The 22275-nt window shown below is 71.2% G+C and carries 19 protein-coding genes and 1 tRNA gene; 19 read left to right on the forward strand and 1 reads right to left on the reverse strand.

Annotation, left to right across the window (positions count from 1 at the left end; all coding sequences use genetic code 11):
- Positions 1-12 precede the first annotated feature (12 nt).
- The 3 genes from ACIPW5_RS27820 to ACIPW5_RS27830 are packed head-to-tail and all read left to right on the forward strand — an operon-like array spanning position 13 to position 3769.
- Positions 13-780 carry a toll/interleukin-1 receptor domain-containing protein gene (locus tag ACIPW5_RS27820; RefSeq protein WP_401250336.1) on the forward strand — a complete coding sequence of 256 codons (768 nt, stop codon included), beginning with the start codon at positions 13-15 and terminating at the stop codon, positions 778-780.
- Complete coding sequence (locus ACIPW5_RS27825; protein WP_401250339.1) at positions 780-2705, forward strand: hypothetical protein; 1926 nt, start codon at positions 780-782, stop codon at positions 2703-2705. Before ACIPW5_RS27820 ends, ACIPW5_RS27825 begins: the two co-directional genes overlap by 1 nt.
- Positions 2702-3769 carry a hypothetical protein gene (locus ACIPW5_RS27830; protein WP_401250342.1) on the forward strand — a complete coding sequence of 356 codons (1068 nt, stop codon included), beginning with the start codon at positions 2702-2704 and terminating at the stop codon, positions 3767-3769. Before ACIPW5_RS27825 ends, ACIPW5_RS27830 begins: the two co-directional genes overlap by 4 nt.
- A 114-nt stretch (positions 3770-3883) precedes the next feature.
- On the opposite strand, the gene ACIPW5_RS27835 is transcribed toward ACIPW5_RS27830, so the two are convergent.
- Positions 3884-3955: transfer RNA gene (locus ACIPW5_RS27835), tRNA-Arg, on the reverse strand.
- A 100-nt stretch (positions 3956-4055) separates the two neighbouring features.
- Here ACIPW5_RS27835 and ACIPW5_RS27840 point away from each other — a divergent pair.
- The 16 genes from ACIPW5_RS27840 (at position 4056) to ACIPW5_RS27915 (ending at position 22108) form a co-directional block, all read left to right on the forward strand.
- Positions 4056-4529 carry a response regulator gene (locus ACIPW5_RS27840; protein ID WP_401250491.1) on the forward strand — a complete coding sequence of 158 codons (474 nt, stop codon included), beginning with the start codon at positions 4056-4058 and terminating at the stop codon, positions 4527-4529.
- A 69-nt stretch (positions 4530-4598) separates the two neighbouring features.
- Positions 4599-5528: an ArgS-related anticodon-binding protein NrtL gene (gene nrtL / locus ACIPW5_RS27845; protein WP_401250345.1), complete on the forward strand. Its 930-nt coding sequence runs from the start codon at positions 4599-4601 to the stop codon at positions 5526-5528.
- Between the two features lie 19 nt (positions 5529-5547).
- Entirely contained in the window at positions 5548-6939 is a 1392-nt protein-coding gene (gene lysA, locus ACIPW5_RS27850; protein WP_401250348.1) for a diaminopimelate decarboxylase, read from the forward strand.
- A 167-nt stretch (positions 6940-7106) separates the two neighbouring features.
- Positions 7107-8399, forward strand: a complete 1293-nt coding sequence (locus ACIPW5_RS27855; RefSeq protein ID WP_401250351.1) for a homoserine dehydrogenase — start codon at positions 7107-7109, stop codon at positions 8397-8399.
- 6 nt (positions 8400-8405) lie between these two features.
- Positions 8406-9476, forward strand: coding sequence for a threonine synthase (thrC, locus tag ACIPW5_RS27860; protein ID WP_401250354.1), 1071 nt, complete (start codon positions 8406-8408; stop codon positions 9474-9476).
- A gap of 330 nt (positions 9477-9806) precedes the next feature.
- Positions 9807-10745 carry a homoserine kinase gene (thrB, locus tag ACIPW5_RS27865; RefSeq protein ID WP_401250357.1) on the forward strand — a complete coding sequence of 313 codons (939 nt, stop codon included), beginning with the start codon at positions 9807-9809 and terminating at the stop codon, positions 10743-10745.
- 418 nt (positions 10746-11163) lie between these two features.
- Positions 11164-13254, forward strand: coding sequence for a transcription termination factor Rho (gene rho / locus ACIPW5_RS27870; RefSeq protein ID WP_401250360.1), 2091 nt, complete (start codon positions 11164-11166; stop codon positions 13252-13254).
- 266 nt (positions 13255-13520) lie between these two features.
- Positions 13521-14621, forward strand: a complete 1101-nt coding sequence (locus ACIPW5_RS27875) for an LCP family protein (RefSeq protein WP_401250363.1) — start codon at positions 13521-13523, stop codon at positions 14619-14621.
- A gap of 173 nt (positions 14622-14794) precedes the next feature.
- Positions 14795-15013: a 50S ribosomal protein L31 gene (gene rpmE, locus ACIPW5_RS27880; protein ID WP_401250366.1), complete on the forward strand. Its 219-nt coding sequence runs from the start codon at positions 14795-14797 to the stop codon at positions 15011-15013.
- A 119-nt stretch (positions 15014-15132) separates the two neighbouring features.
- Complete coding sequence (gene prfA / locus ACIPW5_RS27885) at positions 15133-16212, forward strand: peptide chain release factor 1 (RefSeq protein WP_401250369.1); 1080 nt, start codon at positions 15133-15135, stop codon at positions 16210-16212.
- A 45-nt stretch (positions 16213-16257) separates the two neighbouring features.
- Complete coding sequence (prmC, locus tag ACIPW5_RS27890) at positions 16258-17103, forward strand: peptide chain release factor N(5)-glutamine methyltransferase (protein WP_007266582.1); 846 nt, start codon at positions 16258-16260, stop codon at positions 17101-17103.
- Positions 17104-17155: 52 nt separating this feature from the next.
- Positions 17156-17803, forward strand: coding sequence for an L-threonylcarbamoyladenylate synthase (locus tag ACIPW5_RS27895; protein WP_401250373.1), 648 nt, complete (start codon positions 17156-17158; stop codon positions 17801-17803).
- Positions 17800-18435, forward strand: a complete 636-nt coding sequence (locus ACIPW5_RS27900; protein ID WP_401250376.1) for a protein-tyrosine-phosphatase — start codon at positions 17800-17802, stop codon at positions 18433-18435. Before ACIPW5_RS27895 ends, ACIPW5_RS27900 begins: the two co-directional genes overlap by 4 nt.
- A 280-nt stretch (positions 18436-18715) precedes the next feature.
- Positions 18716-19945, forward strand: a complete 1230-nt coding sequence (gene glyA / locus ACIPW5_RS27905; RefSeq protein ID WP_401250378.1) for a serine hydroxymethyltransferase — start codon at positions 18716-18718, stop codon at positions 19943-19945.
- A 104-nt stretch (positions 19946-20049) separates the two neighbouring features.
- Positions 20050-21384 carry an MraY family glycosyltransferase gene (locus ACIPW5_RS27910; RefSeq protein WP_401250494.1) on the forward strand — a complete coding sequence of 445 codons (1335 nt, stop codon included), beginning with the start codon at positions 20050-20052 and terminating at the stop codon, positions 21382-21384.
- 286 nt (positions 21385-21670) lie between these two features.
- On the forward strand, positions 21671-22108 hold the full coding sequence (locus tag ACIPW5_RS27915) for a hypothetical protein (protein WP_401250381.1): 438 nt from the start codon (positions 21671-21673) through the stop codon (positions 22106-22108).
- Positions 22109-22275: the final 167 nt, after the last annotated feature.

Below are 22275 nucleotides of genomic sequence, written 5' to 3' on the forward strand. Positions count from 1 at the left end.
GAAGAAACCGCCATGCCCGATATCTTCGTGAACTACCGCACCGGGGACGAGGAAGGCTCTGCGGCCCTCATCGCGCACGCGCTTTCCAGCCGTTTCGGATCCGAACGGATCTTCTATGCCGGAAAGTCGATCCGTCCGGGGCAGGCATTTCCCCAGGAACTTCTCACGGCAGTGCGCCGCAGCAGCGTCCTGCTCGCAGTGATCGGCACCCGATGGGCAGAGGCCACCACACGTGACGGACGCCGCGCCCTCGACGATCCCCAGGACTGGGTCCGCCGCGAGATCCAGGAGGCCCTGGACACCGGAGCCCACGTCATCCCGGTGTTGCTCAGGGGGGTGACGCGGCTCGATCGGGCGACCTTGCCGCACGAGCTGCAGGTACTGGCCGACCGCCAGTACCGCAGGTTCGACCACCGCAACGCGGAGAGCGACCTGAAGCGCCTCGGCGACGACTTGGCCGACCTCGTTCCCCGGCTGGCAGAGGCGGACACGGCCGCCGGGCCGGCCGCGGAGGACCGGACGCCGCAGCACAACGGATCCGTTCGGATGCAGGTGCGGGACGTGCGCCATCGCCAGCAGGGAGGCATCGGCAACCTCAACGGTGATCTGGGCACCTTCGTCAACGAGTCGAGCGGCCCCCTGCACACCGGCTCCGGGAACCAGCACAACGGGCCGACCTTCACCGGCGACGGCATGGGCGTGAACTACGTGGCGGGCGACAACTCCGGAGGGATGCGGCAGCAGACCGACCGAGTGCAGCCCGGCAAGGACGACGAGTGATGCCGGGAGACTCCACCAGCTACGTCTTCGGCAGCACGGGCCCCGCACACCACGGTCCGGGAACACAGATCAACTACATCGGTCACCGGGAACGCCGTGACCCCCTGCACATCGTCCGGGAACGGCGCGCGCGGCTGCGCCGGGCCTTCGTCCCCCCGGGCAACTACGGGGAGGCGGCCCACAGGCTGGAGACGCCGGGCGCCGTCGTCCTCCTCGACGGGCCTCCCGGCATCGGCCGAAGCGCCGCGGCGACGGTACTCCTCCACGAAGTGGCGGAATCCGAAGCCGGGGCAGAAGGCAGGTTCGAGGAACTGACGGCGGAGAAGCCCGAGGACACCCTGGACGCGGGTCCGCGGGACTGCTTCCTCCTGGACCTCTCCGGCGTTTCCGACGAGGACTATCCCGACGCCCAGGAGACCCTCGCACTGCACCGGTCCGCCGTTGAACACGCCAAGGCCAGGATGGTCGTCGTACTCCCGGCAGGACTGCACCACCTGCTCGCCCCGCAGTTCGCGCCACTGGTGGTTCCGCTGGAGAGGCCTCCGGCCAAGGCGGTGGTGCTTCTCGCCCTGCGCAGCGAAGGGATCCCGTGCGAGCCGGAGGCATTGCAGGACGGGGCCCTGACGGCGTTCCTGGCCGAGGCTCCGATGCGCGAACTGGCACGCTTCTGCGAGATGGTCAGGCGGGTCCGGGACGGAGGCCTCCACGGCACCGAGTTCCGCCTCTGGTGCGTGGAAGCGCTCGGGGCCGTCAGGGACCGTTCCGCCGACGCGGCACGGCGGGTGGCCGACCACGAGTCAGCCGGGGACCGCGCCCTGTTGCTGACCGTCGCGATGCTCCACGGTGCTTCGGAGGACGCGGTCTTCCACAGCCGCAACGCCCTCCTGGCCGAACTCGGGCACGGGGGTGAGGGCCCGCCCGGACTCGGCCATCCCGACCTACTCGCACAGATGGACGCACTGAAGATCCACCGGGACGACCAGGGGCAGATCCGGTTCGGCCCCTTGGAGTTCGACGCCGCCGTCCGCCGCCACTACTGGCTGCACTTCCCCGCACTGCGCGGCAGGTTCGCGCGCTGGGTCGACCGGACCATCAGGCTAGGCGATCTCACCCCCGCCGACCGAGAGGCTCTCGTCGAGCGCTTCGCGGAACAGGCCCTCGGTACGGGCCGGCTCGAAGACCTGTTGAAGCACGTCGAGAAGTGGGCGCTGACCGCTTCGCCGCGCCTGGGCACGGTGGCCGTCATGGCCCTGGAGCGGGGGCTCGGTGACGCGCGCCACGGCCAGGCCGTCCGTGAGCGGATCCGCACCTGGGCCATGGCGAGCGGACTTCCGGCAGGGCTGTGCCAGGTGTTGACCGAGGTCTGCCGCGGCACCATGTCCGTGACACACCCGCACCGGGCACTCGTCAGGCTCCATCACCTGGCACTCCAGGACGTGGGAGCGGACGCCCGCGAGGCGCTCCTCGGGCTGGTACGGGCGGACAGGCGGCTGAAGCGCTTCCTGATCAGCCGGATCGCGACCAGTCCCGGCCGCCGCTCCCTGGGCAATCTGGCTCTGCTCGTCGACCTCTTCCCGGAAGCCCCATTCCCCCCGGACCTGCCGTGGCCGGAGCTGACCGGGGTATGGCGCGCGGCCATGGAGCACAGCCCGCCGGACGACTGGTCCCCGCTCGCCCGCAGCTGGCTGACCGCATCCGCGCTCACGGCCGGCGCACGGCGGGAGTCGGCGCTCGGCGTCCTGGTGCAGGCCGCCTCCGGCAACGACCGGCGGGGCAACCAGCTCTACGCGACCACCTGCGGCTGGGCGGCCGGCCGGCCGGAAAGGGAGGCCACTGCGATGCGGGTCTGGCAGAAGATCGATGCGGCTCAGGGGATCGGACCCGACCCGGCCTTCGAGTCCGCCGTCTCGGGAGGCACCCGGTGAACACACTGGCCTGGATCTTCCTCAGCGCGGCCGGCGCGGCAGCGCTCGGCCTCGCCGTCATGAAACGCGCGGAACGCGCCCGACTCCGTACCCGGCGCAACGAAGAGGCCGCCGCCGAGGCCGCGTCGCGGGCCGAGGCCCAACGGCATGTCGAGGTCCCGTTCCAGGAGATCCACCTGGACCGGGTGCCCGTCCGCAGTGCGCTGACCGGCTACGACTTCCTCTTCTCCGCGTCGGTGTGGTGGCGGCCGGCAGGAACGGAAGGAGACGTCCCGCACGGGAACCGGGCAGGGCTCGCCGCGGCCGGCATCATCCGGAAGGCGCAGGAGCTCACCTGTCGTGAACACCCGGACCGGTACGGAGCCGTCCAGTACCTGCTGGAAGAGCGACTGGGGTCCCATGCCCTGGACGACTCGGCCACGCTCGTCGTCATGGCCACGGACGTGACGCTGGCGCTGGTCCCGGAGGACGCCGAACGCTTGCGGAAACTCGCCGGCCTCCGGAAGGAGGAGGACACCTGGGAGCAGGAGCGCCAGTACGAGCGGAGCAAGCGGCAGTACCTCACGGACGAGGTCCTCCAGACCCCGGGCAGTGCCGTCGTGTGGTGGCTCGCGCGCCACGATGAGGAGATCGAACGGGCGGTGGACCTCCTCGGCCCCCTGGCCCGGCTCTCCGCCGCGTCGAACAACACCGAGGTGGTCGAGCTGTTCCGGCACCTGGTCGACGGGCCGGAACCACGCGCCGCGCTCTGGTCGGAGGACGACGCGTTCCCCCGGGACCATCCCCAGGACGAGCCGCCACGGCCGCCGGACGTGGCCGCCCGGGCGGAGGCGTTCCTGGAGGACCTCGGTCTGGGTGAACCCTCGGCCGAGCGCTGGTCCTTCCTGCACCGCCTCCTGCGCCTCCTGGAGGCGGCCGAACGCCACGACGAGGCCGCACACATCCGAAAGCGGCTCTGGACCGACCCCGAGGAGGACCTCACGGCAGCCCCGCCACCGCCGGACGACCCCGGCGATCCGGCTGCCGCCGCGGCCTCCTGGGCCGCCGCCCCCGAGAGCCCGTAACCGGGCTCCGACTGCCCCGCAGGCTTGTGCGGCAGGACAGTTGGCCGCACATACGCGAAGACCCCGTCTCAGCGAACTCGCTGACGGCGGGGTCTTTGGGCACTTCCTGCGAAGTGCCCCCGGCAGGATTCGAACCTGCGCACACGGCTCCGGAGGCCGTTGCTCTATCCCCTGAGCTACGGGGGCGTGTCGTTCGCGTTGCGGCGACGGGTTGAACACTACCAGCTTCCGCGGGGTGATCAGGAACCGTTTTGGGCGGGAGGGGGAGGTCGGTCGCCCGGAGGGGGTGGAAGTGGCAAAAACCCGGACGCGGGGGCTTAGGGCGACCTACTCTCGAGTTGTGCCAGGCGCCTCGGGCCGGATTCTTGTCGTCGACGACAACAAGGTCATCCGGCAGCTGATCAAGGTCAATCTCGAGCTGGAGGGCTTCGAGGTAGTGACCGCGAACGATGGTGCCGAGTGTCTGGACGTGGTGCACCGGGTGTGTCCCGACGCCATCACCCTTGATGTGGTCATGCCCCGGCTGGACGGGTTCGGGGCCGCCGCGCAGTTGCGGGCCGATCCGCGGACGCGGCACGTGCCCGTCGCCATCGTCAGTGCCTGTACGCAGCACGAGGTCGAGACCGGGATCGCCGCCGGGGTGGACGCGTTCGTCGCCAAGCCCTTCGAGCCCGCCGAGCTGGTCCGGGTCGTGCGGCGGCTCGTCGAGCGGAAGGGTGCCCCCGCGGGGAGGGCCGGGAGGGCCGGTCGGGGGGCTTGAGGGCGGGCGCCTGTTCACATGGCGAAACCGGATGCATGGCCCGGGGGCTTCTCGCCTAGGCTGGGTGCCGTGATCCCCGCCGACCTCTCTCGTGCCGTCGCACAAGCCGTGCGCCGTGCCGTCGAGGGCGGAGAGTTCGCCGCGGGCGTGCCCGAGCGGGTGGTCGTCGAGCGGACCCGCCCCGGGGGAGTGGGGGAGTACGCCAGCCCCGTCGCGCTCCAGGTGGCGAAGGGGGCGCGGCTCGATCCCCGTGAGGTCGCCCGGGTGCTCGCGGGCCGGCTGCTCGCCGACGAGCCCGGGATCCGGGACGTGGAGATCACCGGCCCGGGGTTCCTGAACTTCAGCCTCGTGCCGATCTCAGCCGCCCAGCTGGTGCACGAGGTCCGGGGCGCGGGACTGCGGTACGGGTTCACGGACGGCGCGGAGCTCCGGGGGAGTGTCGTACGGGCCGCCGTGCGGCGGATCCAGGAGAGCCAGGGCACCCCGGACGGGCCCGTGCCGCGCGTCGCGCCCGTTGCCCGGCGTGACGGGGACGTGGTCGCGGTCTATGGGGCGGATGCCGCCGCCTGGGCCATGCTCTGCGTGCCGGCCCGCGAGACCCCCTCCTTCACCTCCGGGCTGCTCGTCCAGGACGAGTCCAGCGAGTTCTTCCGGGTGCGGTACGCCCATGCGCGGGCCAGGGCCCTGGGGCGCAATGCCGCCGGTCTCGGGTTCGGTGCGGAGCCCGGCCCGGTGGAGGAAACCGGGCTGCTGCGGCTGCTCGGCGAGTACCCGCTCGTGCTGGAGGCCGCCGCGCACCACCAGGCGCCCGAGCGGCTCACCCGGCACCTCGTCGCCGTCGCCGACGCGCTCCTCGACTTCCAGCACCGGGTCCTGCCCAAGGGGGACGAGAAACCCTCGGCCGCCCACCGCGCCCGGCTGGCACTCGCCGAAGCCGCCGGGACGGTGCTGGCAGGCGGCCTCGCCCTCCTCGGCATAGACGCCCCAGACTTCCTGTGAACCGCGAAGAGAGATTCCGATGAGCCGTTCCGCGCACCCCGCCGGGCCCCGCCACGCCGACGTCCTGCCCGAGGGCCACTACGCCCCGCCGCCGGCCGACCTGAACGCGCTCGACGAGAAGGTGTGGTCCCGTACCGTCACGCGGAACGACGACGGGGTCGTCACCGTCGGCGGGATCGAAGTGACCCGGCTCGCCGAGGAGTTCGGCACCCCCGCCTACTTCCTCGACGAGGAGGACTTCCGGGCCCGCTGCCGCGCCTGGGCGCACGCCTTCGGCAAGGACGCCGACGTGTTCTACGCCGGGAAGGCGTTCCTCTCCAAGGCCGTCGTGAAGTGGCTCAAGGAGGAGGGGCTGAACCTCGACGTGTGCTCCGGCGGGGAGCTGGCCACGGCCCTCGCCGCCGAGATGCCCGCCGAGCGGATCGCCTTCCACGGCAACAACAAGTCGGAGGGCGAGATCCGGCGCGCGATCACGGCCGGCGTGGGGCGGATCGTCCTCGACTCCTTCCAGGAGATCGCGCGGGTCGCGCACGTCGCCCGCGAGCTGGGCGTACGGCAGCCCGTGCAGATCCGGGTGACCGTCGGCGTGGAGGCGCACACCCACGAGTTCATCGCCACCGCGCACGAGGACCAGAAGTTCGGCATCGCCGTCGCCGACGGGTCCGCCGCCGAGGCCGTGCGGCGGGCGCTCGGGCACGAGAGCCTGGAGCTGCTCGGCGTCCACTCCCACATCGGCTCGCAGATCTTCGACATGGCCGGCTTCGAGGTCTCCGCGAAGCGGGTCGTACGGCTGCTGGCCGCCGTACGGGACGAGCACGGGGTAGAGCTGCCGGAGATCGACCTCGGCGGCGGCCTCGGCATCGCCTACACCTCCGCCGACGACCCGCGCGAGCCGCACGAGATCGCCAAGGCGCTCACCGAGATCGTCGCGCGGGAGTGCGAGAGCGCCGGTCTGAAGGCCCCGCGCATCTCCGTCGAGCCCGGCCGGGCCATCGTCGGGCCCACCGCCTTCACCCTCTACGAGGTCGGCACGATCAAGCCGCTGGAGGGGCTCCGCACGTACGTCTCCGTCGACGGCGGCATGTCCGACAACATCCGGACGGCCCTGTACGACGCCGAGTACTCGGTGACGCTCGTCTCCCGCGTCTCGGACGCCGAACCGATGCTGTCCCGCGTCGTCGGCAAGCACTGCGAGAGCGGTGACATCGTCGTGAAGGACGCCTTCCTGCCGGCCGACCTGGCCCCCGGCGACCTGCTCGCCGTGCCCGCCACCGGGGCGTACTGCCGCTCCATGGCCAGCAATTACAACCACGCGCTCCGCCCGCCCGTCGTCGCCGTGCGCGACGGCGGGGCGCGGGTGATCGTCCGCCGGGAGACGGAAGAAGATCTCCTGTCCCTCGACCTCGGATGACCCCCATATTTCTGGGGGAGGGGTCCGGACCCCCAAAATAGACGTTCCGTACACGTCTCACTCAATGGACCGGAGATGGAAAGTCCTGTCCATTGAGTGAGACTGGTTCATACCTGGCGCGCAAAACCGCGCGCCGGGAGCGATGGAAGATCGAAAGGCGTAGGTCAATGATGCGTACGCGTCCGCTGAAGGTGGCGCTGCTGGGCTGTGGAGTGGTCGGCTCAGAGGTGGCGCGCATCATGACGACGCACGCCGACGATCTGACAGCCAGGATCGGCGCGCCCGTCGAACTCGCCGGCGTGGCTGTGCGCCGTCCCTCCAAGGTGCGCGAGGGCATCGACCCCGCCCTCGTCACCACCGATGCGACCGCGCTGCTCAAACGCGGTGACATCGACGTGGCCATCGAGGTCATCGGCGGCATCGAGCCCGCCCGCACCCTGATCACCACCGCGTTCGAGCACGGCATCTCCGTCGTCTCCGCGAACAAGGCGCTGCTCGCCCAGGACGGCGCGGCCCTGCACGCCGCCGCCGAGCAGGCCGGGCTGGACCTCTACTACGAGGCCGCCGTCGCCGGTGCCATCCCGCTGGTCCGCCCGATGCGCGAGTCCCTCGCCGGCGACAAGATCAACCGGGTGATGGGCATCGTCAACGGCACGACGAACTTCATCCTCGACAAGATGGACTCGACCGGCGCCGGCTACCAGGAGGCGCTCGACGAGGCCACCGCCCTCGGGTACGCCGAGGCCGACCCCACCGCCGACGTCGAGGGCTACGACGCCGCCGCCAAGGCCGCGATCCTGGCCGGCATCGCCTTCCACACCCGGGTCCGCCTCGACGACGTCTACCGCGAGGGCATGACCGAGGTCAGCGCCGCGGACTTCGCCTCCGCCAAGCGCATGGGCTGCACCATCAAGCTCCTCGCCATCCTGGAGCGCGCCGCGGACGGCGAGTCCGTCACCGCCCGCGTCCACCCGGCGATGATCCCGCTGACCCACCCGCTCGCCTCCGTCCGCGAGGCGTACAACGCCGTCTTCGTCGAGGCCGAGGCCGCCGGACGGCTGATGTTCTACGGGCCCGGCGCGGGCGGCTCGCCGACCGCGTCCGCGGTCCTCGGCGACCTCGTCGCCGTCTGCCGCAACAAGCTCGCCGAGGCAACGGGGCCCGGCGAGTCGGCGTACACCCAGCTGCCGGTCAGCCCCATGGGGGACGTCGTCACCCGCTACCACATCAGCCTCGATGTGGCGGACAAGCCGGGCGTCCTCGCCCAGGTGGCGACCACCTTCGCGGAGCACGGTGTCTCCATCGACACCGTCCGGCAGCAGGGCAAGGACGGCGAGGCCTCCCTCGTCGTCGTCACCCACCGCGCACCCGACGCCGCCCTCTCCGGGACCGTCGAGGCGCTGCGGAAGCTGGACACCGTGCGCGGTGTCGCCAGCATCATGCGTGTTGAAGGGGAGTAAGGACCCATGAGCAGCAATCGCACCCACCAGTGGCGCGGCATCATCGAGGAGTACCGGGACCGGCTGCCGGTCACGGACACGACTCCCGTGGTCACGCTCCGCGAGGGCGGTACTCCCCTCGTCCCCGCCCAAGTGCTCTCCGAGCGCACGGGCTGTGAGGTGCACCTCAAGGTCGAGGGTGCGAACCCCACCGGGTCCTTCAAGGACCGCGGCATGACCATGGCCATCACCAAGGCCAAGGAGGACGGCGCCAAGGCCGTCATCTGCGCCTCCACGGGCAACACCTCGGCCTCCGCCGCCGCCTACGCGGTGCGGGCCGGGATGGTGTCCGCGGTCCTCGTGCCCCGCGGCAAGATCGCGCTCGGCAAGATGGGCCAGGCGCTGGTGCACGGCGCCAAGATCCTGCAGGTTGACGGCAACTTCGACGACTGCCTGGACCTGGCCCGCGCGCTGTCGGACAACTACCCGGTGGCGCTGGTCAATTCCGTCAACCCGGTGCGCATCGAGGGCCAGAAGACGGCCGCGTTCGAGATCGTGGACGCGCTCGGCGACGCTCCCGACATCCACGTGCTGCCCGTCGGCAACGCCGGCAACATCACGGCGTACTGGAAGGGCTTCAAGGAGTACAAGGCCGATGGCCTGGCCTCCCGTACGCCCCGCGTCTGGGGTTTCCAGGCCTCCGGCTCCGCACCGATCGTGCGCGGCGAGGTCGTCAAGGAGCCGCACACCATCGCCACCGCGATCCGCATCGGCAACCCGGCCTCCTGGGACTACGCGCTCGCCGCGCGGGACGAGTCGGGCGGCTTCATCGACGAGGTGACGGACCGCCAGATCCTGGCCGCCTACCGCCTGTTGGCCTCCCAGGAGGGCGTCTTCGTCGAGCCCGCCTCGGCCGCGTCGGTCGCCGGTCTGCTGAAGGCCGCCGAGGCCGGCCTGGTCGACCCCGGCCAGAAGATCGTGTGCACCGTCACCGGCAACGGCCTGAAGGACCCCGACTGGGCCGTCGCCGGTGCTCCGCAGCCGGTCACCGTCCCGGTCGATGCCGAGGCCGCGGCCGTCCGCCTCGGCCTGGTCTGACCCCGCTCACCGGCCCCCGAGGGGGCCCACGCCCCGTTGCCGGATTCCGGAAGCCTCCGGAATCCGGCGACCCGGGCCGTACGACACCGCGAGCAGGCGGTGGACCAGCGGGATCCGGCGGAAGACACCGACACGCATCGTGCGCCTCCCGTGCGCCCTATGTCGCGTGAGAACCTTCCTTCGATACGCTGTACTTACATCCGCCACCGCGCATATGACCGCGGTGCTGCCCCAAGGGCCTTCGGGTGTCGTACGTTCTCCAGTACATTCGCAGCGAAGATCCCGCGCAGCAGCCGGATCCCGCACAGTCACAAGGAGTGTCATCGACCGATGGCAGGTCCAGCGTTCCGCGCCGCCGCCGTACGGGTGCGCGTCCCCGCCAGCAGCGCCAACCTCGGCCCCGGCTTCGACGCCCTCGGCCTGGCCCTGGGGCTCTACGACGACGTCGTCGTCCGGGTAGCCGATTCCGGCCTGGACATCGACATCGCGGGCGAGGGTGCCGACACCCTCCCGCGGGACGAGAGCCACCTCCTCGTACGCTCCATGCGCACCGCCTTCGACCTGCTGGGCGGGCAGCCGCGCGGCCTCGAGGTCGTCTGCGCCAACCGCATCCCGCACGGCCGGGGCCTCGGCTCCTCCTCCGCCGCGATCTGCGCCGGCATCGTCGCCGCCCGCGCCGTGACCATAGGCGGGGAGGCGCGGCTCGACGACGCGGCTCTGCTGGAGCTCGCCACCGAGATCGAGGGCCACCCCGACAACGTCGCCGCCTGTCTGCTCGGCGGCTTCACCCTGGCCTGGATGGAGGGGGGCAGCGCCAAGGCGATCCGGATGGACCCCGCGGATTCCATCGTTCCGGTGGTCTTCGTCCCCTCGAAGCCGGTCCTGACCGAAACCGCCCGCGGGCTGCTGCCGCGCACCGTTCCGCACGTGGACGCGGCCGTCAACGCCGGCCGCGCGGGCCTGCTCGTGGAGGCCCTGACCAGGCGTCCCGAGTTCCTGCTGGCCGCCACCGAGGACCGGCTGCACCAGGAGTACCGGGCCCCGGCGATGCCGGAGAGCGTGGCACTCGTCAACCGGCTGCGGGCGGACGGCATCCCCGCGGTCATCTCCGGCGCGGGCCCCACGGTCCTCGCGCTGGTCGACAACGGCGCGGCCGACAAGGTCGCGCAGCTCGCGGGCGAGGGGTGGGCCGCCAACCGGCTCGCGCTCGACGCCGCGGGTGCGAGCGTCCTTCCGCTGGGCGCCCAGGGCGGTCAGCCCGTGTCGTGACGACACGGCCCGCTGGGGGCGGGCGGCCGGGCAGGCCGCCCGCCCCCAGCGGGGCGATTGCCGGTGATTGAGAGGGGGAATGTCTGTTGGATCCGGTAGTGTTAACCTCAGGTGCGCATCCGAAGCCGCCATGGCTCGGTGCTCAGTGTCCCCATCCGGGACCACATTTCTTCCGGGAGCCTCCCCGACTGCTTTGATCGCTGCCAGCAGTTTCGAGCACGCTCCGGAATCGGCGTGACATTCCCACGCTTCCAGCTCGGGGGCTTCTCGCCGGAACCACCACGCACGTTTCTCTCCGCCGTACCTCTATGACGGCGGACCACCGCCCCGGCACGGTCCACACACCGGACTGTTGTCGGACAGCACAACCGGTCGCCGAGCCAGACAGGCCGACGTCCGCTCCAGGGAAGGACCCTTCGTGAGCGACACCACCGATCTGATGGGCGCTGCCGACACCAACGTCGACACCAGTGCCCCCGCCGCGGGCGCGGCCCCGAAGCGCCGCCGCTCCGGCACCGGCCTTGAGGGCATGGTCCTGGCCGAGCTGCAGCAGGTCGCGTCGGGCCTCGGTATCAGGGGCACCGCGCGGATGCGCAAGAGCCAGCTGATCGAGGTCATCAAGGAGGCGCAGGGCGGCAGCGCCCCCAAGGCCGCCGCCGCGGCCCCCGCCGCCGACGCCGCCGAGGCCAAGCCGAAGCGCCGCGCCACCAGCAAGGCCCGTACGGGCGAGGCCGCCGCCGCGGCCCCCGCCGAGAAGTCGGCCGCCCAGGCCCAGATCGAGATCCCGGGCCAGCCGGCAGGTGGCACCTCCCGTTCGAGCGAAGCCGAGAACGGGGGAGACGACGCCCCCATCGGCGAGCGCCGCCGCCGCCGGGCCACCGCGCCCTCCGGCAGCCCCGAGTCCTCGGCCCCCGCCGCCGTGCAGGTCGAGCAGAAGACCGAGACCGCCGCCCCGGCCGCGCAGCCCGAGGCCAAGGCCGAGGCCGCCACCGCCGTCTCCGCCCAGCCCCAGGAGGCCGGCGAGGGCCGTACCCGCCGCGACCGCCGTGACCGCGGCGAGCGTGGTGAGCGCGGCGAGCGCGGTGACCGTCAGCAGGGCCGCCGCGAGCGCGGTGCCAAGGCCGACGAGCAGGGCCAGCAGCAGGGTGGCCAGGGCCAGCAGCAGCAGGGCGGCGGCCGCCAGGACCGTGCCGACCGTCAGCAGCAGCAGGGCGGCCGCGGCCAGGGCCGTCAGGACCGTCAGGACAACGGCCCGCAGGACGACTTCGACGAGGACGGCCGTCGCGGCCGCCGCGGCCGCTACCGCGACCGCCGTGGCCGTCGCGGCCGTGACGAGTTCGCGCCGAACGAGCCGCAGGTCGCCGACGACGACGTGCTGATCCCCGTCGCGGGCATCCTGGACATCCTCGACAACTACGCGTTCATCCGGACCTCCGGCTACCTGCCTGGTCCGAACGACGTGTACGTCTCCCTCGCCCAGGTCCGCAAGGCCGGCCTGCGCAAGGGCGACCACACCACCGGTGCGGTCCGCCAGCCCAAGGACGGCGAGCGCCGTGAGAAGTTCAACGCGCTCGTGCGCCTGGACTCGGTCAACGGCATGGCGCCCGAATCCGGCCGCGGCCGCCCGGAGTTCCAGAAGCTGACCCCGCTCTACCCGCAGGACCGGCTCCGTCTGGAGACCGACCCGGGCGTGCTGACCACCCGCATCATCGACCTCGTGTCGCCGATCGGCAAGGGCCAGCGCGGTCTGATCGTGGCCCCGCCGAAGACCGGCAAGACCATGATCATGCAGGCGATCGCCAACGCGATCACCACCAACAACCCCGAGTGCCACCTGATGGTCGTCCTGGTCGACGAGCGTCCGGAAGAGGTCACCGACATGCAGCGGTCGGTCAAGGGCGAGGTCATCTCCTCGACCTTCGACCGCCCGGCCGAGGACCACACCACCGTCGCCGAGCTGGCCATCGAGCGCGCCAAGCGCCTCGTCGAGCTGGGTCACGACGTGGTCGTCCTGCTGGACTCCATCACCCGTCTGGGCCGCGCGTACAACCTCGCGGCGCCCGCCTCCGGCCGCATCCTGTCCGGTGGTGTCGACTCGACCGCGCTGTACCCGCCGAAGCGCTTCTTCGGTGCCGCGCGCAACATCGAGGACGGCGGCTCGCTGACCATCCTGGCCACCGCGCTGGTCGACACCGGCTCGCGCATGGACGAGGTGATCTTCGAGGAGTTCAAGGGCACCGGCAACATGGAGCTCAAGCTCGACCGCAAGCTCGCCGACAAGCGCATCTTCCCGGCCGTCGACGTCGACCCGTCGGGTACGCGCAAGGAGGAGATCCTCCTCAACAGCGAGGAGCTCGCCATCGTCTGGAAGCTGCGCCGGGTGCTGCACGCGCTCGACTCGCAGCAGGCGATCGAGCTGCTGCTCGACAAGATGAAGCAGACGAAGTCGAACGCCGAGTTCCTGATGCAGATCGCCAAGACGACCCCGGCCGGCAAGAACGACGACTGACCGGGTCGCCGAACACGGAACCGCCCCCGCCGCATCTGCGGCGGGGGCGGTTCCGTTTGTGCGACCTTCGCCACACTCCTGCGCCGTACGGGTCGTGTAAGAGACCCTTGAAACCCCCGGATCGGGACCCTCGGTGGGCGTCCGGTCACGGGTGGTGCTCGTACGGGAGGGGGCGTACGGAGCGCTCCGCGCTCCGTGGAACCCTGGAATGCGCTAGTCCGTCTGTGTGAGAGACAGCCGGCAACGGAGCCAGGACCGAGGAGAGCATGAGCGAGGACAGCAGGGGCAGCGGTCGACGGGCACGCAGGCGCGGGCGCCGGGCGCAGCCGCGCCGCCGCAAGGGCCTCAGAGTCGCCGCCTGGACCGCCGCCGGGGTGGTCCTGCTGGGCGGGGGGAGCCTCGGCTGGTTCTACTTCAAGCTCAACGGCAACCTGCACAGCGTCGACATCGACCAGGCCCTGGGCAAGGACCGCCCGCCGAACGTCGACAACGGCTCGATGGACATCCTCGTCCTCGGCTCGGACTCCCGCGACGGGGCGAACAGCGAGTACGGCGCGGACGACGGCGGTTCGGCCCGCTCCGACACCGCGATGATCATCCACCTCTACGAGGGCCACAAGCAGGCCAGCGTCGTGTCCATCCCGCGCGACACCATGCTCCCGCGGCCCGCCTGCCCCACCGGCAAGGGGAAGACCAGCGCCCCGCGGCAGCGCGCGCAGTTCAACGAGGCCTTCACCATCGGCGGGGCCGCCTGCGCCGTGAAGACCGTCGAGGCGATGTCGGGGATCCGCATGGACCACTACATCGAGGTCGACTTCACCGGCTTCAAGAAGATCATCGACAACCTCGGCGGGGTCGAGCTCACGACCACCAAGCCGATCAAGGACGACGGCAGCCACCTCGACCTGCCGGCCGGCTCCCACAAGCTCAACGGGGAGCAGTCCCTCGGCCTCGTCCGCACGCGCAAGAGCGTCGGCGACGGCGGCGACCTGGGCCGAATACAGCTCCAGCAGGCCTTCATCAAGGCACTGATCAAGCAGGTCAAGGGGGTCGGCGTGTTCGACAGCCCGAAGAAGCTCTACGGCCTCGCGGACTCCGCCACCAAGGCGATCACCACCGACAAGGCGCTCGGCGACGTGAAGTCCCTGGCGAGCTTCGCCCAGGGACTCCAGGGCATCAGCGCCGAGAACATGCACATGATCACCCTGCCGGTGGGCCCGGACCCGCTCGACAGGGACCGCGTGGCGATCCTGCCCAAGGACTCCAAGATGGTCTGGGACGCCCTGCTGGCCGACCGGCCCATCCCCGCCGAGGCCACCCAGCACTCCAACGGGGACAAGAGCACCGCGGGCTCGATCGTCAAGTAGCCGTACCTGCCGGGACCCGGCAGGAATACATCCCGCAGCCCTCCTGTTGAAGGGTGCGTTCCCGGAATTTTGACAGGCGGCCCGGTCCTGGCAGACTGGTCTGTCGGCCCCGGTTCACGCAGTGCGCAATTCGGCTCCTGCGACCCGGCGCCCTCCCGAATCTAGGAGACACCTTGAAGCGCGATGTTCACCCCCAGTACGTCGAGACCCAGGTCAGCTGCACCTGTGGCGCGTCGTTCACCACCCGCAGCACCCTGACCGAGGGCACCATCCGTGCCGAGGTCTGCTCCGAGTGCCACCCGTTCTACACGGGCAAGCAGAAGATCCTCGACACCGGTGGCCGTGTGGCCCGCTTCGAGGCCCGCTTCGGCAAGGGTGCGGCCAAGAAGTAGCGCGACCCAGGCGCCGGTCACCGGCCGCCCCCTGACCACGCGGGGGCGGCCGGACCGGCGCCTTTGTCGTCGTTCAGCCAGCCCAGCCCATTTTTGACTTTTCACCCCAGGAGCACCCGATGTTCGAAGCGGTCGAGGACCTGGTCGGCGAGCACGCCGACCTCGAGACGAAGCTCGCCGACCCTTCGGTCCACTCCGATCAGGCGAACGCCCGCAAGCTGAACAAGCGCTACGCGGAGCTGACCCCGATCGTCGCGACCTTCCGCGCCTGGAAGCAGTCGGCCGAGGACATCGAGACGGCCAAGGAGCTGGCGGCCGACGACCCCGACTTCGCCGCCGAGGTCAAGGAACTGAGCGCCCAGCGCGAAGAGCTCACCGAGAAGCTCCGCCTGCTGCTCGTCCCGCGCGACCCCAGCGACGACAAGGACGTCCTCCTGGAGATCAAGGCGGGCGCCGGCGGCGACGAGTCCGCCCTGTTCGCCGGCGACCTGCTGCGCATGTACCTGCGCTACGCCGAGCGCGTGGGCTGGAAGACCGAGATCATCGACTCCACCGAGTCCGAGCTCGGCGGCTACAAGGACGTCCAGGTCTCCGTCCGCACCAAGGGCGGCAACGGGGCCACCGAGCCCGGCCAGGGCGTCTGGGCCCGGATGAAGTACGAGGGCGGCGTGCACCGCGTGCAGCGCGTGCCGGCCACCGAGTCCCAGGGCCGCATCCACACCTCCGCCGCCGGCGTGCTCGTCACCCCGGAGGCCGAGGAGGTCGAGGTCGAGATCAACATGAACGACCTCCGCATCGACGTGTACCGCTCCTCGGGCCCCGGCGGCCAGTCCGTCAACACCACCGACTCGGCCGTGCGCATCACGCACCTCCCGACCGGTGTGGTCGCCTCCTGCCAGAACGAGAAGAGCCAGCTCCAGAACAAGGAGCAGGCCATGCGCATCCTGCGCTCGCGCCTGCTGGCCGCCGCCCAGGAAGCCGCCGAGCAGGAGGCCTCCGACCAGCGCCGCAGCCAGGTGCGCAGCGTGGACCGTTCGGAGAAGATCCGTACGTACAACTTCCCGGAGAACCGGATCTCGGACCACCGGACCGGTTTCAAGGCCTACAACCTGGACCAGGTGCTCGACGGCGACCTCGACTCGGTCATCCAGGCCTGTGTCGACACCGACTCCGCGGCGAAGCTCGCGGCCGCGCACTGACCTTCGCCCCACCCCCCCCCGACGACAGCAGCCCGGAGGACCAGCGTGAACTTGCTGCTTGCCGAGGTGGCCCAGGCCACCCAGCGGCTGGCCGCCGCCGGCGTGCCCTCACCGCGTTTCGACGCGGAGGAGCTCGCGGCCTTCGTGCACGGCGTCAAGCGGGGGGAACTGCACCACGTCAAGGACGCGGACTTCGACGCCCGCTACTGGGAGGCCGTCGCCCGCCGCGAGGCGCGCGAGCCGCTCCAGCACATCACCGGCCGGGCCTTCTTCCGCTACCTGGAGCTCCAGGTCGGCCCCGGGGTGTTCGTGCCCCGGCCCGAGACCGAGTCGGTCGTGGACTGGGCCATACACGCCGTCCGGGCCATGGACGTGGTCGAGCCGCTCATCGTGGACCTGTGCACCGGGTCCGGCGCCATCGCGCTCGCCATGGCCCAGGAGGTGCCGCGGTCGCGCGTGCACGCCGTGGAGCTGTCCGAGGACGCGCTGCGCTGGACCCGCAAGAACGCCGAGGGCTCCCGGGTCACCGTCCACCAGGGCGACGCGCTCACCGCGCTGCCCGAGCTCGACGGACAGGTCGACCTGGTCATCTCCAACCCGCCGTACATCCCGCTCACCGAGTGGGAGTACGTCGCCCCGGAGGCCCGCGACCACGACCCCGAGATGGCGCTGTTCTCCGGCGAGGACGGCCTCGACACCATCCGCGGCATCGAGCGCACCGCCCACCGGCTGCTGCGTCCCGGCGGCATCGTCGTGATCGAGCACGCCGACACCCAGGGCGGCCAGGTGCCGTGGATCTTCGCCGACGAACGGGGCTGGGCCGACGCCGCCGACCACCCCGACCTGAACAACCGCCCGCGCTTCGCGACGGCCCGCAAGGCCATGCCGTGACCGGCGCGACCGCCCTTCCCGCCCCCCACACGCTGCACGAGGAGATCCGCTGATGGCCCGGCGATACGACTGCAACGACGCGACGGACCGCAAGACGGGTCTGCGTGAAGCGGCCTCCGCGGTGCGCCGCGGAGAGCTCGTCGTGCTGCCCACCGACACCCTGTACGGGATCGGCGCGGACGCGTTCAGCGCGGAGGCCGTCGGCGACCTGCTCGCCGCCAAGGGGCGCGGCCGCACCATGCCGACCCCCGTCCTCATCGGCTCCCCGAACACCCTGCACGGCCTCGTCACGGACTTCTCCGAGCAGGCGTGGGAGCTCGTGGACGCCTTCTGGCCGGGCGGGCTCACGCTGGTCGCCAAGCACCAGCCGTCGCTGGCCTGGGACCTGGGGGAGACCCGCGGGACCGTGGCCGTGCGGATGCCGCTGCACCCCGTCGCGATCGAGCTGCTGACCGAGGTCGGCCCGATGGCCGTCTCCTCGGCGAACCTGTCCGGGCACCCGGCACCGGCCGACTGCGACGCGGCGCGCGAGATGCTCGGCGACTCCGTCTCCGTGTACCTGGACGGCGGGCCCACGCCGAGCACCGAGCCGTCGTCGATCGTCGACGTCACCGGGAAGGTTCCCGTACTGCTGCGCGAGGGGGCGCTGAGCGCCGCACAGCTGCGGGAGGTCGTACCCGACCTCGAGGTGGCTCCGTGAGCCCTCAGGGGCGTGGCATAGCGAGCGAGTCCTTCCGCATACTCCACGTCAGCACCGGCAACGTGTGCCGCTCGCCCATCACCGAGCGGCTGACCCGGCACGCGCTGGCCGACCGCCTGGGCGTCCTGGGCCTGCCGGCCGGTGACCTGATCGTGGAGAGCGCCGGCACCTGGGGCCACGAGGGAGCCCCGATGGAGGCCAACGCGGCCGCCGTCCTCGCCGACTTCGGCGCCGACGCGTCCGGGTTCACCGGGCGGGAACTGCTGGACGAGCACGTCATACGCGCCGACCTGGTGCTCACCGCCACCCGGGACCACCGGGCGCAGGTCATCTCGATGGGCCACTCGGCGGGGCTGCGCACCTTCACGCTGAAGGAGTTCACCCGGCTCGTACGGGCGATAGACCCGGCCACGCTGCCGCCGCTGGACGACGGCATGGCGGAGCGGGCGCGGGCGCTGGTACGGGCCGCCGCTGCGCTGCGCGGCTGGCTGCTGGCGCCGTCCGCCGACGCGGACGAGGTGTACGACCCGTACGGGGCACCGATCACCTTCTTCCGCTCGATCGGCGACGAGATCAACCAGGCGCTGGACCCCGTGGTCACGGCCCTGACGGGCGTCGACGCGGGCCGCTGACCCCTTTTTGATGCGCCGCCCCGGGCTGGGGCCGGTGGTTCGGCTGCGGGTGCGTCGCCGCTGCGCGGGGCGAGGTCCCCTACCCGCCCTTCCTCCGTTCCCCGGGCTGTGCCCGGACCCCTTTCCGGGGGCTCCGCCCCCAGACCTCCGCGCCTCAAACGCCGGCGAGGCTGTAAGCGGCCCCGCGCGGCGGGAGCGCGCGGAGGTGGTTCCGGGCGGGAAGGGCGGGTCCGGCCTACAGTGGCTGGTACCGGTACCCCCACTGTGCGGGAGTCGCGCCATGAGCGTCATGACCCAGCCCACGGACGCCCTGCGCCAGCAGGACCCGCAGATGGCCGACGTCCTCGACGGGGAGCGGCAGCGGCAGGCGGTCACGCTGCAGATGAGCGCCGCCGAGAACTTCAGTTCGCCCGCCGTGCTCGCGGCGCTGGGGTCCGTGCTCTCCAACAAGTACGCCGAGGGGTACCCCGGCGCCCGCTACCACGGCGGCTGCGAGTACGTGGACCTGGCCGAGCGGACCGCTGTGGAGCGGGCCACGGCGCTCTTCGGGGTCGAGCACGCCAACGTGCAGCCCCACTCCGGTTCCGCGGCCGTGCTGGCCGCCTACGCGGCCCTGCTGCGGCCCGGGGACACCGTCCTGGCCATGGGGCTGGCGCACGGCGGGCACCTCACGCACGGCTCGCCCGCCAACTTCTCCGGCCGGTGGTTCGAGTTCGTGGGGTACGGCGTCGACGCCGGGACCGGGCTCGTCGACTACGAGCAGGTGCAGCGGCTGGCCCGGGCGCACCGGCCCAAGGCCATCGTGTGCGGCTCCATCTCCTATCCCCGGCACCTGGAGTACTCGGCGTTCCGGGAGATCGCCGACGAGGTCGGGGCCTATCTGATCGCCGACGCCGCCCACCCCATCGGGCTCGTCGCGGGAGGGGCCGCGCCGAGCCCCGTCCCGTACGCCGACGTGGTGTGCGCGACCACCCACAAGGTGCTGCGCGGCCCCCGCGGCGGGATGCTGCTGTGCGGCGCCGAGTTCGCGGAGCGGGTCGACCGGGCGGTGTTCCCCTTCACCCAGGGCGGCGCCCAGATGCACTCCATCGCCGCGAAGGCGGTGGCCTTCGGAGAGGCGGCAGCCCCGCCCTTCTCCCGCTACGCGCACCGGGTCGTGGCCAACGCCCGGGCCCTGGCCGCCGCCCTGGAGCAGCACGGGTTCGCCGTGACCACCGGAGGGACGGACACCCACCTCATCAGCGCCGACCCCGCGGCGCTCGGCGTGGACGGGCCGACGGCCCGCGGCCGGCTGGCCGCCGCGGGCATCGTGCTGGACACCTGCGCGCTGCCGTACGGGGACCAGCGCGGCATCCGCCTGGGCACCGCGGCGGTGACCACGCAGGGGATGGGGGAGCCGGAGATGGCCCGGATCGCGGAGCTGTTCGCCGCTGCGCTGGCGGGCGGAGCGGCCGGAACGCGCACGGACGTGGCCGACCTGACCAGTGGATTTCCCCCTTACGGGGCGTAACCGGGACGAGCATGGCGTAGTGCAACCGGAACGGGGCCTCCGTGCGTCCTCGTCGGTGGTGACATCGCGGCTAATGTGTGGGGCTGAGATGGCCGGCGATACATCTGGGGCAGCCAGTGCGTGAATATCTGCTGACGCTTTGCGTCACGGTCGCGGTGACCTACCTGCTGACCGGGCCCGTGCGGAAGTTCGCGATCGCGGCCGGCGCGATGCCGGAGATCCGCGCGCGCGACGTGCACCGCGAGCCCACTCCGCGGCTCGGCGGGATCGCCATGTTCGGCGGCATGTGCGCGGGGCTGCTGATCGCCGACCACCTGCAGAACCTCAACGGGGTCTTCGAGCGGTCGAACGAGCCCAGAGCGCTGCTCTCGGGTGCCGCGCTGATCTGGCTGATCGGCGTCCTGGACGACAAGTTCGAGCTCGACGCGCTGATCAAGCTGGGCGCCCAGATGATCGCCGCGGGCGTGATGGTCATGCAGGGCCTGACCATCCTGTGGATTCCGGTTCCGGGCATCGGCACGGTGGCGCTCACCCAGTGGCAGGGCACCCTGCTCACCGTGGCCCTGGTGGTGATCACCATCAACGCGGTGAACTTCGTCGACGGCCTCGACGGTCTGGCGGCCGGCATGGTCTGCATCGCCACGTGCGCGTTCTTCCTCTACGCCTACCGGATCTGGTTCGGCTACGGCATCGAGTCCGCCGCCCCCGCCACCCTCTTCGCAGCGATCCTGATGGGCATGTGCCTGGGCTTCCTGCCGCACAACATGCACCCCGCCCGGATCTTCATGGGGGATTCCGGGTCGATGCTGATCGGTCTGGTGCTGGCCGCCTCGGCCATCTCGATCACGGGGCAGGTGGACCCCGACACGATGGCCCTCTTCGTCGGTGGCGAGCGCAACGCCACCCACGCGATGCTCCCGGTCTTCATTCCGCTGCTGCTGCCGCTGACGATCATCGCCATTCCGATGGCGGACCTGGTCCTGGCGATCGTCCGGCGCACCTGGAACGGCCAGTCGCCCTTCGCCGCGGACCGCGGGCACCTGCACCACCGGCTGCTGGAACTCGGGCATTCCCACAGCCGCGCCGTACTCATCATGTATTTCTGGTCGGGCCTGATCGCATTCGGCACGGTGGCCTATTCGGTGCATTCGGCCTCGATGTGGATCGTGCTGTCGCTGGCCGCGCTGAGCGCGCTGGGCCTCGTCCTGCTCCTGATGCCGCGGTTCACGCCGCGTGCGCCGCGCTGGGCCGAGGGCCTGGTCCCGCCGCGCTACCGGCACGCGGAGCGGGCCGCGGAGGCGGCGGTGCGGGAGGACGAGGGCCGGGAGCCGGAGCCGGCGAGGCCCGTCGTGGCGGGTGTCTCGGGCGTCAACGGAGCGACCGCGGTAGGCCCCCGTTCGCGCCTCCCCGACCGGCGTAAGGCCGGATCGGCACGCTGACGGGCCGGGCGCATTTCCGACATGGGCGCCCTTTACCAGACAATGAGCGGGCTTGTCCTGCACACACGGGCGCGTTAGCCCTCATGTGTGACAGTCAGCACACCTGACAGGTAAAGCTCTCATCAAATAGTTTGTGATACCGTTCACTAAACCCGGCGACAGAGCCGAAGGACCGTAGTGCGACGGTCCATTGGCCCGAGGCTCTCACTCGGACCGGGCTTACGCTCGTCCCCGTACGAGTTCCCGTACGAGTCCGTGCCCCCACCACCACGCGGAGCAAACCGCCATGCGGTCAAATGACGTCCGATCCCTCCTGCAAACCGCCGTACCCACCGCAATCGCCGGCGGCATCGCCGCAGTGATCAGCGGTTTGGTCGCCGGCAGCCAGGGCGCCATCGGGTCCGTCGTCGCAACCGTGGTCGTGATCCTGTTCATGGGCCTCGGATTCGTCGTCCTGCAGCGCACGGCGAAATCCCTGCCGCATCTGTTCCAGGCCATGGGCCTCATGCTCTACGCCGCGCAGATCCTGCTGCTCTTCGTCTTTCTCGCCGTGTTCAAGAACACGACACTGTTCAACCCCCGGGCGTTCGCCATCACGCTCGTCGTCGCCACCCTCGTGTGGATCGGCGCACAGACGCGTGCCCACATGAAGGCGAAGATCCTTTACGTCGAGCCGGACTCGACCAAGGGTGAAAAGCCCGAAAACCCGGGGTCGAAGTCGTGAGGGGTAGGGCCGGGATAAGTGTGCGTTCGAGATGCTGCTATCGTCCGGTTCCAACTGCGGCTCTGCGGGCGCGGGCATCTGAGCTGACGCCTGTTCCATCGCGAGGCTCGATGCCTGATTGCCGCCCCCACACCCGTTACACCAGTCCAGTGCCGAACCGCGGCCTC

The sequence above is a fragment of the Streptomyces sp. NPDC090077 genome, assembly GCF_044747545.1.
Classification (GTDB): domain Bacteria; phylum Actinomycetota; class Actinomycetes; order Streptomycetales; family Streptomycetaceae; genus Streptomyces.